Annotated in this window: 12 protein-coding genes; all 12 read right to left on the bottom strand. The window is 51.0% G+C overall.

Features of this window, described 5'->3' with window-relative positions; genetic code table 11:
- Positions 1-20: 20 nt before the first annotated feature.
- On the bottom strand, positions 21-731 hold the full coding sequence (locus tag ACX93W_RS01105; RefSeq protein ID WP_459390479.1) for a site-2 protease family protein: 711 nt from the start codon (positions 729-731) through the stop codon (positions 21-23).
- Entirely contained in the window at positions 701-1,690 is a 990-nt protein-coding gene (prmA, locus tag ACX93W_RS01100; RefSeq protein ID WP_459390478.1) for a 50S ribosomal protein L11 methyltransferase, read from the bottom strand. The genes ACX93W_RS01105 and prmA overlap by 31 nt, the downstream gene beginning before the upstream one ends.
- Before the next feature lie 83 nt (positions 1,691-1,773).
- On the bottom strand, positions 1,774-2,901 hold the full coding sequence (dnaJ, locus tag ACX93W_RS01095) for a molecular chaperone DnaJ (RefSeq protein WP_459390477.1): 1,128 nt from the start codon (positions 2,899-2,901) through the stop codon (positions 1,774-1,776).
- A 212-nt stretch (positions 2,902-3,113) separates the two neighbouring features.
- Positions 3,114-4,958 (bottom strand): molecular chaperone DnaK, encoded by a 1,845-nt coding sequence (dnaK, locus tag ACX93W_RS01090; RefSeq protein WP_459390476.1) that lies wholly within the window; start codon positions 4,956-4,958, stop codon positions 3,114-3,116.
- Positions 4,959-5,025: 67 nt separating this feature from the next.
- Entirely contained in the window at positions 5,026-5,613 is a 588-nt protein-coding gene (grpE, locus tag ACX93W_RS01085) for a nucleotide exchange factor GrpE (protein ID WP_459390475.1), read from the bottom strand.
- 63 nt (positions 5,614-5,676) lie between these two features.
- Positions 5,677-6,702: a heat-inducible transcriptional repressor HrcA gene (hrcA, locus tag ACX93W_RS01080; protein WP_459390474.1), complete on the bottom strand. Its 1,026-nt coding sequence runs from the start codon at positions 6,700-6,702 to the stop codon at positions 5,677-5,679.
- A gap of 280 nt (positions 6,703-6,982) precedes the next feature.
- On the bottom strand, positions 6,983-7,447 hold the full coding sequence (locus ACX93W_RS01075) for an N-acetyltransferase (RefSeq protein WP_459391977.1): 465 nt from the start codon (positions 7,445-7,447) through the stop codon (positions 6,983-6,985).
- Positions 7,448-7,566: 119 nt separating this feature from the next.
- Positions 7,567-8,748: a radical SAM family heme chaperone HemW gene (gene hemW / locus ACX93W_RS01070; protein WP_459390473.1), complete on the bottom strand. Its 1,182-nt coding sequence runs from the start codon at positions 8,746-8,748 to the stop codon at positions 7,567-7,569.
- A gap of 76 nt (positions 8,749-8,824) precedes the next feature.
- Positions 8,825-10,642 (bottom strand): translation elongation factor 4, encoded by a 1,818-nt coding sequence (gene lepA / locus ACX93W_RS01065; protein ID WP_459390472.1) that lies wholly within the window; start codon positions 10,640-10,642, stop codon positions 8,825-8,827.
- Between the two features lie 78 nt (positions 10,643-10,720).
- Positions 10,721-11,110: a hypothetical protein gene (locus tag ACX93W_RS01060; protein WP_459390471.1), complete on the bottom strand. Its 390-nt coding sequence runs from the start codon at positions 11,108-11,110 to the stop codon at positions 10,721-10,723.
- A 5-nt stretch (positions 11,111-11,115) separates the two neighbouring features.
- Entirely contained in the window at positions 11,116-12,462 is a 1,347-nt protein-coding gene (gene spoIIP / locus ACX93W_RS01055; RefSeq protein WP_459390470.1) for a stage II sporulation protein P, read from the bottom strand.
- A gap of 307 nt (positions 12,463-12,769) precedes the next feature.
- Positions 12,770-14,437 (bottom strand): PLP-dependent aminotransferase family protein, encoded by a 1,668-nt coding sequence (locus tag ACX93W_RS01050; RefSeq protein WP_459390469.1) that lies wholly within the window; start codon positions 14,435-14,437, stop codon positions 12,770-12,772.
- Positions 14,438-14,460 lie beyond the last annotated feature (23 nt).

The raw sequence follows: 14,460 nt of genomic DNA, 5'->3' as shown, positions 1-14,460 counted from the left end.
TCTATCGACAATAAATCCATTTAGATGACAAAATTGACCAATCTGATCACAAATAAGGTTATAGATTCAGTCCATCCCAATATCGGGGTTATGGTCACTGCGCGCAGCGGCGGAATAAAGACCAGCAGCAGGAAGATGATAATGCCCCACTGTGCATTCTGTTCGATTTTGAATCGCAGGTTGAGAGGCAGAAATTCCATAACGATCCGGTAGCCGTCAAGCGGCGGCAGCGGAATAAGGTTAAAAACAAACAGCAGGAAATTAAAATGAATGAAATACCCGAAAAACAATTCAACCGCTGTTTTAACTCCCTCTGACGCGCCATCCATAATGCCAAAGCGATACAAGGCCATCAGCAAAAAGACGGATACAATGCCAAGCAGGAGATTGCTTACCGGCCCCGCCGCTGTAACGATAACGCTCATCAGGCGCGGATTGCTGAACCGGCTTGCCCGTACCGGAACGGGCTTGGCCCAGCCAAAACCTGCAAGAATAATTAAAATAAAACCAAGGAAGTCCAGATGCGCTACGGGATTAAGCGTAACCCGCCCTTCCTTGTACGCCGTATCGTCGCCAAACTTCCATGCGGTAAACGCATGGGCAAATTCATGAAAGGTAAAGCAAAGAATGATGGAGAGAACAATAAACGGCAGCTCGTCTAGCGAAAACCAAAAAAAGTCGCTCAGCTGTATCAGTCCTCCTATGCTTTTTCTGCTACAAACGCAATCCAATCTTCATCGCGGTGTTTCTGGGCGATACGGAAGCCCGCGGCAATCAGCCCTTGCTCCACGTCATCTTCTTTGTTCTTGTAAATACCGGATGCGATGTAAGTACCGCCGGGCTTCAACGCCGCGTATACATCATCCAGGAACAACAGGATGATTTCCGCCAAAATGTTAGCCACGACGAGATCCACGGGCAGCGTTACCGCAACCGGAGCTTGGGCAGCTGTGTCGCCGCCTGCCGGGGATTCATCCTTCAGTACGCCAAGCAAGTCGCTTAGCTTGATTTGAATATCCTCGGACAAGCCGTTAAGCGCCACATTTTCGGTCGCGCTGGATACCGCAACGGGATCAAGGTCAAGCGCAAGCACCTTTTTGGCGCCAAGCTTGACCGCGCCGATTGCCAATATGCCGGATCCAGTGCCGACATCGATCACCTCTTCGCCGCCTTTAATGACGCCCTCCAGCGTCCGAAGGCAAAGAGCGGTCGTAGGGTGGGTGCCCGTTCCAAACGCCATGCCAGGATCCAGCTCAATGATTACTTCGCCGTCAGCCGGTTCGTACGATTCCCAAGTTGGCTTGATTGTAAGCTTTTCGGAGACGCGGATTGGTTTAAAATATTGCTTCCAAGCAGTAGCCCAATCCTCATCATCCACTTCCGCCGATGAATAGACTACGTCCCCAGGGTCGATTTCGTATCCGCGCAGTTCCTCGACACGCGGCTTCAATTGCTGTATCAGCTCTTCGGGATCGCTGCCTTCTGCGAAATAACCCTTAATAACGGCTTGCCCTTCCGGTATATCGTTCAAGGGAAGCTCATACCATTGTCCAAGCGACGTGTCCCGGGGTTTGTTAAGACTTCCCGACTCCTCAATGGATACGCCTCCCGCTCCCATTTCATGCAAAAAGTTAGAGATCATTTCAGTAGCTTCTTCGGTTGTATGAATAGTCAGTTCATGCCATTTCATTTGCTTTGCCTCCTACATTTCAATAAAGCCTATCCTCTATTGTACAACAGAGCAGCCCTTTGGCACAAAAAAAACGTTCCGCGCTATTCGCCGCGGAACGCTTTCTTCATTTTATCAAAAATGGATTCATGATGTTCGTTCTGTTCGTTTGTTTGCTGGCCGCTAAGCCCGCCAAACTGGCGAAGCAGTTCCTTCTGTTCTTCACTTAGATTGGACGGCGTTACGATCGTCACTTTGACGTGCTGATCGCCCGTGCCGTAACCCCGCAGCTTGGGCACGCCTTTGCCCTTCAGTCGGAAATAGGTTCCCGTTTGAGTGCCTGCCGGAATTTTCAGCTTAACCTTTTCCGTCATCGTCGGAATTTCGATTTCATCGCCAAGCGCCGCCTGTACAAATGTCAGCGGAACTTCGCAATAAATATCATCGCCTTCGCGCTCGAAGAAATCATGCGACTTGACGCGCAGCACGATATAAAGATCGCCAGGCTGTCCGCCGCGCAATCCGCCTTCGCCTTCGCCGCTCATGCGGATTTGGGCGCCATCGTCCACGCCAGCTGGAATGTTGACTTTGATTCTGCGCTGCTTTTTAACTTTCCCTGCACCGTGGCATGATCCGCATTTTTCACGGATGATTTTGCCCGTTCCGCTACAATTGGAACACGCTCTCCGATTGACCATGCGGCCAAACGGCGTGTTTTGCACGACTTCCTGCTGACCGGAACCATGGCAAACGGAACAATTTTCCGGCTTGGTGCCCGGTTTTGCACCCGTGCCGAAGCAGGTATCGCAGGACTCGGTACGCGGAATCGTAATCTCGGACTCTTTTCCGAAAACCGCTTCCTTGAATTCAATGGTCATCGTATATTGAAGATCATTGCCGCGCTGCGGCGCATTGGGATCGCGGCGTCCGCCGCCCCCGCCAAAAAACATATCGAAAATATCGCCAAAACCGCCAAAATCTGCGCCTCCGGCTCCACCCATACCCGCATTGGGATCCACATGACCATAACGGTCATAGGTAGCTCGTTTGCCATCATCGCTCAATACGTCGTAGGCTTCCTTAACTTCCTTAAACTTCGTTTCCGCATCCGCGGCTTTATTTACGTCGGGATGATATTGGCGGGCCAGCTTGCGGTATGCTTTTTTAATATCATCCGACGAAGCGTCCTTGCCAAGCTCCAGCACCTCGTAATAATCGCGTTTTTCAGCCAACCGTTGTCACCCCCGTCCTGTTCTTTACGCTGCAGCCGCCAAAGACGGCGCAAAACGCGTGAAAGGAGGTCAAGAACAGCGCTTCGCCGTCCCTGACCTCCGGACGCCGCTCCTAACAAGCGGCGGCGGCATAGCCTGGCGGTACCGCCCAGAAAGCGGCGACTGCCTGCTACAGCAGTCTTTAGCATACCAGGCCGGCCTGTTGCCGTTCCTTAATTTTTGTTGTTTTCGTCCACGACTTCGTAATCGGCGTCAACTACATTGTCTTTGCCTTTGGAAGAAGCTTCTCCGCCAGCGCCCTCAGGCTGCTCTCCGCCTGCTTGCGCCGCTTGCTCATACAGCTTAGTGGAAAGCTGTTGAATAATAGCGGTCAATTCTTCAGTAGCCGCTTTGATTTGCTCCAAATCATCAGTTGCGACTGCTGCGGTTACTTTTTCTTTCGCCGCGTTTGCTTTTTCGACTTCGGAGGCGTCAACCTTGTCCCCAAGATCTTTCAACGTTTTGTCAACGGAATAAACCAGTTGATCGGCTTCGTTTTTGGCTTCGACAAGCTCACGGCGCTTACGGTCTTCATCAGCATGAAGCTCCGCGTCCTTCATCATTTGATCAATCTCGGCGTCGCTCAGGCCGCTGGAGGAAGTGATCGTAATTTTTTGGCTCTTGCCAGTTCCTTTGTCCTGAGCGGATACGTTCACGATGCCGTTGGCGTCGATATCAAACGTAACCTCGATTTGCGGCACGCCGCGCGGCGCTGGAGGAATATCGCCAAGCATGAAGCGTCCCAGCGTTTTGTTGCCCGCGGCCATCGAACGCTCACCTTGCAGCACGTGGATTTCTACGCTTGTTTGGTTGTCCGCATAAGTCGAATAGACTTGCGATTTGCTTGTAGGAATCGTTGTGTTGCGCTCGATCATTTTTGTAAATACGCCGCCAGCTGTTTCGATGCCCAGAGACAACGGAGTTACGTCGAGCAATACAACGTCCTTAACGTCGCCCGTCAAAACGCCTGCTTGAACGGCAGCGCCCAAAGCAACAACCTCGTCCGGGTTAACGCCTTTGTGCGGATCTTTGCCGATCAGCCTTTTAACCGCTTCTTGAACGGCAGGAATACGAGTGGATCCGCCGACCAGAACAACTTTGTCGATATCGGACGGGGACATGCCGGAATCCGACAGCGCTTGACGAGTCGGGCCAAGCGTACGCTCAACCAGGTCAGCGGAAAGCTCTTCGAATTTGGCGCGAGTCAGATTTGTCTCCAAATGCTGAGGCACTCCGTCTACCATTGTAATAAACGGCAGGGAAATCGCGGAGGACACTACGCCGGACAATTCTTTTTTCGCTTTTTCGGCAGCGTCTTTCAGACGTTGAACTGCCGCTTTATCTTTGGAAAGGTCGATGCCTTGCTCTTTTTTGAATTCAGATACCAGGTAGTCGATGATCACTTGGTCGAAGTCATCGCCGCCCAGCTTATTGTCGCCGCTAGTCGCTTTAACTTCAAAGAATCCGTCGCCAAGCTCAAGAATGGAAACGTCGAATGTGCCGCCGCCAAGGTCATAAACAAGGATCGTTTGATCTTCTGCTTTTTCCAGGCCGTAAGCAAGAGCAGCAGCCGTTGGCTCGTTGACGATACGCAGAACTTCAAGGCCTGCGATTTTGCCCGCATCTTTGGTCGCTTGGCGCTGGCTGTCGTTGAAGTAAGCCGGAACGGTAATTACCGCCTGGGTTACGGTTTGGCCCAGGTAAGCTTCGGCGTCAGCTTTCAGCTTTTGCAGAATAATCGCGGAAATTTCCTGCGGCGTATATTCTTTATCGTCGATTTTTTCCTTATGATTGGTGCCCATATGGCGTTTAATGGAAATAATGGTACGGTCGGGATTCGTAATGGCTTGGCGTTTTGCTGTTTCGCCAACCGTACGCTCGCCGTCTTTTTTAAAGCCTACAATGGAAGGGGTTGTGCGGTTTCCTTCCGGATTTGGAATAACGACGGCTTCGCCGCCCTCCATTACAGCTACGCAAGAGTTTGTAGTACCTAAGTCAATACCGATAACTTTACTCATGGCTTGGTTTCCTCCTCAAAATATGTCTGTTATGTGTATGATAGATGCCGTCCGCTCCACGGCGTGATTAGCCGCTAACTTTAACCATAGCGGGGCGGATTACTTTTTCCTTAAGCATATAGCCCTTTTGAACCTCTTCGACAACAATGCCTTCTTCATGTTCGTCAGATTCCACCTGCATGATCGCTTGATGGAATTCCGGGTTGAATGGCTGGCCAACGGTTTCCATCACCTTCAGGCCTTCGCCCTCCAGGGATTGGTTGAGTTGACGGAAAATCATTTCCACGCCTTTAGTGAAGGATTCCAGGTCGCTGCCTGTTTCGGCTGCCGCAATCGCCCGTTCAAAGTTGTCGACAATCGGCAACAATTGACCGATCAGCTTGGCAGATGCATATTGGGCGAGCTCTTCCTTTTCCTTTATGGTACGGCGGCGGAAATTGTCAAAATCCGCTTGCGCCCGCAAATATCTTTGTTGGCCTTCCTCTACCTGCTTTTGCAGTTCTTCAAGAAGTCCTGCGCCTTCACCAGCTGCTTCGCCGGATTGTTCGCCATCCAACTCCGGAGCGTCTGCTCCATCCTCTTGACGGCTTTCGGTTTCCTCGGCCGCTTTTGGGGCTGTTTCTTGCTCCACTGCTTCGTTATGTTCTGTACTCACGATTTCACCTCCTTAAAATGCCTGCATTGCTATATCGCTTTAGGGATGCCGCTTGCGTTATTATTACTTATACCATTTGCTTAGCAGCTTGCCCATATCCTTGGACATGAGGTCGATCAAGCTGATCACCTTGCCGTAATCCATTCGTGTTGGTCCCAAAATGCCTATCGTTCCCAATGCTTCTCCATCAATGGAATAAGTGGCTGTTATCAGGCTGCAATCGCTAATGGCTTTGTGATCGTTTTCTGTGCCGATGCGCACTTGAATGCCGGAAGGCAATCCCGAAAACATCTTCATTATAGTTGGTGTTTCCTCCAGCAGGTCCAGAATCGTTTTGACTTTGTCAACGTCCTTAAACTCCGGCTGGGTCAGCATATTGGTTGTTCCGCCAAGAAAAACGCGATGCTCCTCGTCGTTGGTCAACGCGCTGTCAAGCACGCCAAGCAGTCCTTCAAAATGATCTACATGACGCTCCAGCTCCTGCCCCACTTCGGAGTACAGCTTGGCTTTCAACCGTACAATCGGCACGCCAACAAGCTTGGTGTTCAGAATGTTGACGACCTTGGCCATATCGTCCATATTGAGATCGGGCGGAATCGATATGGTGCGGTTCTCGACATGCCCGGTATTGGTGACGATAATCGCCACCGCGCTGGAATCGTTAAGCGGCACCAGGCCAAAATGCTTAAGCGTTGTTTGAAACAGCTCCGGTCCCAGCAGAATGGACGTATAATTGGTCAGATTGGACAGAATCATCGCCGTATGCTGAATGACTTGCTCCATCTGATTCATTTTGCCAGTAACAAAAGAACGAACCAAATCCAGATCGCTTTGCTTGACCTCTCCAAGCTTAACGAGATGGTCTACGTAATAACGGTATCCCTTGGTGGATGGCACCCGGCCCGCCGAGGTATGCGGCTGCTCCAGAAAACCCAGTTCCTCCAAATCCGCCATTTCGTTGCGAATGGTTGCGGGACTGAAGCCGACATCGCCCCTTTTGGAAATGCTTCGCGAGCCCACCGGCTCAGCCGAGCGAATATAGTCATCCACAATGGCATTCAAAATCATACGCTGGCGATCACTCAACATTCCAAATCCCTCCATTCGAATTTCGTTAGCACTCAACTCCAATGAGTGCTAATCACTAATACAAAAATACCAAACCCGCATTGCCATTGTCAAGTGGGTTCCCTCTTTAGAACGGCGTTTTTTAAGATTTATAATGGAAAGACGAATGGGGGTTGCCGGGAACCCAGAAAACAACATCCCGTCACATGGTTACCAGAACAAAAACACCTCCAAGTTGCCTCCACATCTTACGATATGGAATCATGCTCTTGAAGGTGTTTTTACAATCTAGGTTGAAGTTCTACAATTTCAGCTCTCTCAACACAGCGATTTCGTCGCAAGCGAGCTGCTTGGGGCAGTTGACGCAGTCGCGCCAAACTTTTTCCGGGAAAATTTCCTTTTCCACAATGGTAAAGCCATTGCGCTCGAAAAATTTGTCGGCATAGGTGAGCGCCATTACTTTGGTTATCCCTTGCTCTCTGGCCATCTCCAGCAGGCGATCCACCAGCTTGCTGCCGATCCCCAAGCTTTTGTAGCCGTCGGTAATGCCCAGCGACCGAATTTCCACCAGGTTGTCGCCCAGCTTTGCCAGCGAGCCGCAGCCAACCACAACGCCGTCAACCTCCGCCACAACAAACGTGTCTATTAATTCAGTCAGCGTTTCGCGGGTGCGGGGCAGCATGATTGCTTTCTCGGCGTATCCTTTTATTAATTGAAATAACGTTTCGACATCCTGTGACGTCGCTCTTCTGCATAACACTTGCATGGTGGTCATGCCGCCTTCACCTCCGCCTGTCAACACTGTTTATGCAACGCTGACATGTTCGTTTCTGAAAGATAATATGAATAAATATACATCATAATGTATTTTTTCTCAAGAGGCTTTTACGAAGAGATTTTTGGCACTCCAAGGAATGCGCCAAAGACCTCATTGCCGAGCAATACACCCTGATCGGAAAGTTTGTAGATGATATCCCCCGCCTCCGACTCCTCGGAAAGCAGCAGTCCCTGCGTCAAAAGACGGTTGATAACGCCGCCGAATCTGGAATCCAGACTTTCTCCAGGGAATTGCGCCGAAAAGCTGCGAGAGCTTACGCCATCCAGAAGCCGCAGCCCCACCATCATGAAATCCTCCATTGCTTCCTCTTGCGGCACCACGTTTACTTCGAGACGCGGAAGTTTAACCGTTGCGGCATCGATAAAGGGCTGCACGCCTTTAAGATTGACATGCCGAACTCCATTCACATAACCATGTGCGCCTGCTCCGAGACCATAATAAGGCTCGTTGCGCCAGTAGGTGGAATTATGTCGGCTTTCAAAGCCCGGACGGGCAAAATTGCTGATCTCGTAATGACGGTAACCGCCGGCTTTCAGCTTGTCCATGAGCAGCAGGAACATGCCAAGCTCCTCCTCTTCCGCTGGAAGCGGAAGTTCATTGCGCTCGTACAGCTTATGGAACAGCGTGTTCTCCTCTACCTTCAGGCTGTACAGGGAGTAATGCGGCAGCCCAAGCGCCATCGCACGATCCACGCTATCCGACAAATGCTGAACAGTCTGCCCCGGCAGTCCGAACATCAAATCGATCGACAAATTATCAAAACCCGCTTTTCTTGCGTTCTCAAGGCTGCGGTACACATCGTCTACATTATGAATGCGGCCGATACGCTCAAGCAAGCTGTTCTCAAAAGACTGGACGCCAAAGCTGATTCGGTTAACGCCTCCGTCGCGCATTGCCGCCAGTTTATCGGGGTCGGTTGTTCCGGGATTGGCCTCCATGGTAAATTCCACGTCACTCGCAAGCGGGAAATGTTTTCGTACGGAGTCAAGAAACCGCTCCATTTGGGGGGGAGTCAGAACGGTAGGCGTGCCTCCGCCCACAAAGACGGTGCGGATGACTTCCGGCGGATTTTCCGCGACGGTAGCTTTCATTTCTTCCTCCAGCGCGTCCAGATAACGATCAACCGGCTGCCCTTTCAATACATAGGATGTAAAATCACAATAATGGCATTTGTTCGTGCAAAACGGGATATGAATATACAATGCCTCCGGCGTTTTCCATACCGTCATCTTCTTTCGCAGCCTCCTCAAACAAAGAAAGGAGAGCGGCGCTCTCCTTTCTCGTCGTATCGCATTTTTATTATTTTTAATCTTCGTCGATTTTCAATACCGCCATAAACGCCTCTTGCGGAACCTCTACGCTGCCGACTTGCTTCATCCGCTTTTTGCCTTCCTTCTGCTTCTCCAACAGCTTCCGCTTCCGGCTGATATCGCCGCCGTAACATTTGGCCAATACGTTTTTGCGCATGGCTTTTACCGTTTCGCGGGCAATAACCTTTGTGCCGATGGAGGCCTGAACCGGAACCTCAAACATCTGGCGGGGAATGAGATCCTTCATTTTGGAGCATATCGCACGGCCGCGCTGGTAAGCGCGGTCCCGGTGAACGATAACGGACAAAGCATCCACTTGCTCGCCATTAAGCATAATGTCCATTTTGACAAGACTGCTCTTCCGGTAGCCGGACAGCTCATAGTCAAAGGACGCATAACCTTTGGTGCTGGATTTCAGCTGGTCGAAAAAGTCGTAAACGATTTCCGACAGCGGAATATCGTAAGTGAGCGTAACCCTGTTGGTATCCAGGTATTCCATATTGACGAACTCGCCGCGTTTGCCTTGGCAAAGCTCCATAATGGCGCCTACGTAATCGTTTGGCACGATGATGGCTGCTTTGACATAAGGCTCCTCGACAAAATCCAGCCTGCCGGATTCCGGGTAGTTGGACGGGTTATCAATATTCATGGTTTCGCCGTTTGTGAGCGTAACCTTGTAAATAACGCTTGGCGCCGTCGTAATCAGAGGGATATTAAATTCCCGCTCGATCCGCTCCTGGATGATTTCCATATGCAGCAAACCAAGGAAGCCGCAGCGGAAACCAAAACCGAGAGCCGTCGAGGATTCCGGTTCGTACCGAAGCGACGCGTCATTCAACTCCAGCTTTTCAAGCGCTTCGCGCAAATCGTTGTAGTCCTGCGTTTCGATTGGATACAAACCGCAATATACCATCGGGTTGATGCGGCGATAACCAGGCAGCGGCGCCGGCGCAGGTTTGATTGCATCCGTAACCGTATCGCCTACACGGGTGTCCTTGACGTTTTTGATGCCGGCAACAATGAAACCTACGTCGCCAACCGCCAACTCGTCCACTATGCCCATGCGCGGCTTAAACGCGCCAACCTCGATAACTTCAAATTCCGCGCCTGTCGCCATAAAGCGGATACGCTTGCCGGCGGAGATGCTGCCGTCAATAACGCGGACATAAACGATAACCCCTTTGTAAGCATCGTAATGGGAGTCGAAAATAAGCGCCTTTAACGGCTCGTCGGGATCGCCTTGCGGCGCCGGAACCTTGGCAACAACCTGCTCCAATATTTCCTTGATACCGATGCCCGCTTTAGCGGAAGCAAGCACGGCGTCGCTGGCGTCTAGGCCGATAACGTCCTCGATTTCGCCTTTGACACGATCAGGCTCCGCACTCGGCAAATCAATTTTATTGATGACCGGAAGAACCTCCAGGTTGTTGTCCAACGCCAAATATACGTTCGCCAAGGTTTGAGCTTCAATTCCCTGAGCCGCGTCCACCACAAGCAAGGCGCCTTCGCATGCCGCCATGCTTCGCGAAACCTCGTATGTAAAATCCACGTGCCCCGGGGTATCTATCAAATTCAGGATATATTCTTCGCCGTCATCTGCGCGATAAGAGAGGCGCACCGCCTGAAGCTTGATTGTAATTCCGCGTTCCCGCTCCAGATCCATTTGATCCAGCACCTGCGCCTGCATTTCACGGGAGGATAACGCACCCGTATATTCCAGGATTCGATCCGCAAGCGTCGACTTGCCATGGTCAATGTGAGCTATAATGGAAAAATTTCTAATTCTCTTCTGCCGTTCACGAACATCCGTCATGCTTGAGCCCCCACACTTCCATTAATTCCAATCATTCTTTCAATTATATCAGCTTGGCGTGTGGTCAGCAACGGAAGATCACTCCATAAACCCTTCAAATAACGAAACAACAAAACGGATGCCTTTGCTTGAAGCGTTTTGCAGCATGCCGGCGGTTGAGTCCGCCAGCTTATTTACAGCAGGATGGTCCTCCCTGTAGGGCATCCCGGGCAAGCGATCTTCTCCGTTCCACCGGGTTCTCTCATACGCCAGTTCGCGAATTTCTTCAAGCTCGCGTTCAAGCTCGGCAATTCGGCGATCCGTATCGGAAGCGTAAGAGACTTCGCCGGATGGCGGCGCATAACCCGTTTCTGTTTCCAGGGGACCGTATATATTTTCAACGCCTTTTGTGGACAACTCCATGCCGAACAAAATAAGAAAGGTAAGCGAGCCGCCAAGCAGAAGCCACTTCCATGATTGCCGTTTCATTGCCGTCACTCCTCTCCGGATACTTTTTCCGCTTCCCAATAAATCGACGAAACCGCCTTGGCCAAAGCATCCGCCGTCCGGTACGATTCCTCCAGCGTGTTTTCCACACCGCCGATTTCCACCAGCACATTGCCCGGCGACAGCGACTGATTATATTCCGCGTTTCCCGTATTTGCAGTTTTCCCCCAAATGCCGCGCGAGATACCAGGATAATCCTTTTCCAATGCCTCATGAATTTTGGACGCCACTTTTTCGTTTTCCTTCCAGTCGGGATTGCGGTGGCCGATAATAAAATAAACCTGGGCGTAGCTTTTGCCGTCGATATCAACCGTTGTGTATTCCCGTTTTTGCGAATCGCGATGAATGTCGAACATAAACTTCAATTCATTGCTGCTCGCCAAAGCTTCCTTCACTGTTTTAAGCGAATATTTGTAGCTCAGCTCCCAGCGGTAATCCTTGATTGCAGTGGAATAATCCGTATCAGAATGCATGCTGCCAACGCCAAGCTCCTCAAGTTTGTCCGCGAGCCTTTTTCCCACCAGCGTAATGTTTGTTGTTTTGGAAGTGGCATCTTTGGCGTCCGCTCCGAGCTCCGGATACCAGGACTCCCGGTTATGCGAGTGATAAACAAAAACAACTTTGGAGTTCCCCGTCGTCAAGGCTCCTTTATCGGGTGGGGCGCCAACTTCGCCATCCTCGCCGCCTTCATCGGGTGAAGCCGGCTCCTTATCCGTACCTGCGACGGCCTCCCCGTCATTCTCGTTTAACCCCTCCAGCGGGTCATAGGTCGGCGGATGGTCCCTCGGCCCAACCTCGACATCTCCTCCCGCTCCTTTCCTGATCAGGAAATACCGGTTATCCGTCATCCCCGCCATTTGGCTGGCAACCAGGCTTTCAGGCCTCGCGGGGTTAATATCCGTCAGCGTGCGCATCAGAAATGCGCCAATTTCTTTGCCTGTCAGCGACTCCGATTCCAAACTGCTTTGAAAAGCAGGCATTTCCATCTCCAGCATCTCGCCAAAAAATCCGCTGGACAGTGATGCCGCAATGCCTTTCATTCCAGAAGAGTCGAAATTGGGATTAGAGCCATGCCAAGCAACCGCAACCCCAAGCACAATAAAAAAAAGCATGGAGCTAAGCGACATTGCGACATAAGCCCGTCCAGTGACCAAAATACTTCTCATCTTTTCTCCGCCGCCTCGATGCCTATGCCGTCCATAATCGTCCAGTTCCCCGCCATGCTCCAGCATAAGCGGCCTCATAGGGGCTGCATGATCGCTGCCCGTCCCTTGACCAAGCTCTTTCAGCGGCGATGTGCCGTTCATATTCTTCATCCATGTTTGTTTCAGCATTAGAGATGACCCTCCCGTTCCCGCGAATCCCAATTGTCCATCGCTTGTACTCTTAATCTATGAGAGGGGCGGAAATCATAGAACCGCAATCTCTGAACCTAGCGGATCGAATGAGAGAAGGAGAAGCCAGTCGGATGATAAGACACATAAAGGAGGATCGTACAGAATACCAGGAGACGGCAAAGAGCAGCTAAGCGCAGACGGAGAAAGAGGCAAACGGAAAAAGGGGCATTTGAAAAAGGCCCGGACGAAAAAACGCCGGGCCTGAATGATAGCAAGACGACAGCTGATGCAGCTAGATGCTTCCTTATTTGAAGCCCAAGCCTTGCTCGTGGGTATAAGCGTCTCCAGCGGCTTTTGGCTGATCAAAAGCATCGCTTGCCTTAAGAGCGTCGATCAACCTTAAAATCAGCACATCCGTCACATGCTCCATTATAAAAATATGAGCGTAGCTAACCCCGCCCATCTGTTCGGTAGACAAGGAAAAGCGGGTAACGATAGACGGATTAGGACGCAAAAATCTTACCGTAAGCGCGCCTGGCGAACGGTCTACATGCAAATCCAGCTTGCGCCATACCGTCTGCTGCAATACTTGCAGTTCTTGGTAGGCTCTCTGCGCCAGATTTTCCAGCCCAACCGCTTTGTCGACTTGATCGGCATAGGAGCGTTTGGCAAAATAATGCCACAGCAGCAACGCGGAAAAGCCGTTTCGCGAGCCGGACAACGTGGAATCGCGAGCTCCGACATAGCTGACATCAACAAAGTTGAGCAAATATTTGGTTTTGCTCAAATAAACGCCAGTTGGCCACGGCGCGCCAATCTCCTTATGTCCGCTGACGGAAATGGAATGGATGTAGGTCCGAAAATCAAAAACAGGCACATCTCCGGCATATCGTCCCTGCTTCTTCGCTATTTCCAGAAAAGGCATATAGGCGGCGCCGAGCGCCCCGTCCACATGGAACCAGAAGCCGTTGCGCTGGCTGATGACCGTTTTGTCTCCGACTACGACCTTGAGATCGCGCTGAAACAAGTTGTTGGCCTTCAGAATCGGAAGCAGCGTATTCACGGCCTTCTCAACCTGATCGTATTCGCCTTTAAAGGTTGTGCCGAAATTGAAGTTAACGGCAATGGGATGACCTTTAGACGCAAAAAACTGCACCAGCGTCTTAAGCAATTCCAGATTGATCGAGCCGTCTGCGTTGGATGGAACCTTTTCCGGCCAATCGCCGCCGAGAGGAGATTGCCCGGGATAATGCGCCTTTCCGTATTCGGAGAAGGTTGGCAGAAGCAGCAAATCCTTGATTTTGTCGATGGAATAATGCGTATCCTCCGAATAAAACAAGATCGGAATATAAGCATTGGCATTGTCCTCCACTGAATCCTCCGCGGTGTATTCCCTATCGGGCCCTCCATCTGAACCTCCTTCGCCATTCGGCTCCTGAGGTTTCAAAAACAAACCTTGATACAGCTTGCTTCGAAGCTGAACAGGCTGCTCGTCTCCAGTGGAATCGCCTTCGGCTTTAGCCGGAATATCGGATGCCAGCAGCTTGCCGGACAAATAATCTCTTGCGTTTCTTAACCCGTAAAGATTGCCCTCCGTGCCTCCCATGGACACGACATAGCCCCAGTATGATTCGCCATCTTTGTCATCATGCGGCGCCTTGGCGTTCCACAGCTTTGCAAAATAGTCCAGCACCGCCCGCTCGATCCACTTTGTATTCAGCATAAAATTGCCCGATTGGAACGGATCGCCGATGTTGTTTAAATGCAGATTGAGGTAGTCGCCGAGATCGTCCTTGTAATTCAGCGCCTGATTGGCCTGATAACCAAGGAAATTGGATTTATAAAGACTCGTATACACTTTCAACTGATTTAACGCTTCATTAAATTGAGAAACGGGCAGCGCATTTTCGCCAAGCTGGAACAGACGGGTATTAATACCGGGCACCGGCGGGTAATCGTTGTATGATGTCATCTTGCAATCTCCTTATCGAGTTT

It is taken from the genome of Paenibacillus sp. CAU 1782 (assembly GCF_054551715.1).
The sequence above is the reverse complement of the archived record's forward strand: the minus strand, read 5'-3'. Positions and strand labels throughout refer to the sequence as shown.

Coding starts and splice junctions, on each gene's coding strand:
- dnaK (WP_459390476.1), bottom strand. CDS start 4,958: ATGAGTAAAGTTATCGGTATTGACTTAGGTACTACAAACTCTTGCGTA.
- prmA (WP_459390478.1), bottom strand. CDS start 1,690: ATGAAATGGCATGAACTGACTATTCATACAACCGAAGAAGCTACTGAA.
- hrcA (WP_459390474.1), bottom strand. CDS start 6,702: ATGTTGAGTGATCGCCAGCGTATGATTTTGAATGCCATTGTGGATGAC.
- lepA (WP_459390472.1), bottom strand. CDS start 10,642: ATGACGGATGTTCGTGAACGGCAGAAGAGAATTAGAAATTTTTCCATT.
- ACX93W_RS01075 (WP_459391977.1), bottom strand. CDS start 7,447: ATGCAAGTGTTATGCAGAAGAGCGACGTCACAGGATGTCGAAACGTTA.
- ACX93W_RS01060 (WP_459390471.1), bottom strand. CDS start 11,110: ATGAAACGGCAATCATGGAAGTGGCTTCTGCTTGGCGGCTCGCTTACC.
- spoIIP (WP_459390470.1), bottom strand. CDS start 12,462: ATGCTGAAACAAACATGGATGAAGAATATGAACGGCACATCGCCGCTG.
- hemW (WP_459390473.1), bottom strand. CDS start 8,748: ATGACGGTATGGAAAACGCCGGAGGCATTGTATATTCATATCCCGTTT.
- ACX93W_RS01050 (WP_459390469.1), bottom strand. CDS start 14,437: ATGACATCATACAACGATTACCCGCCGGTGCCCGGTATTAATACCCGT.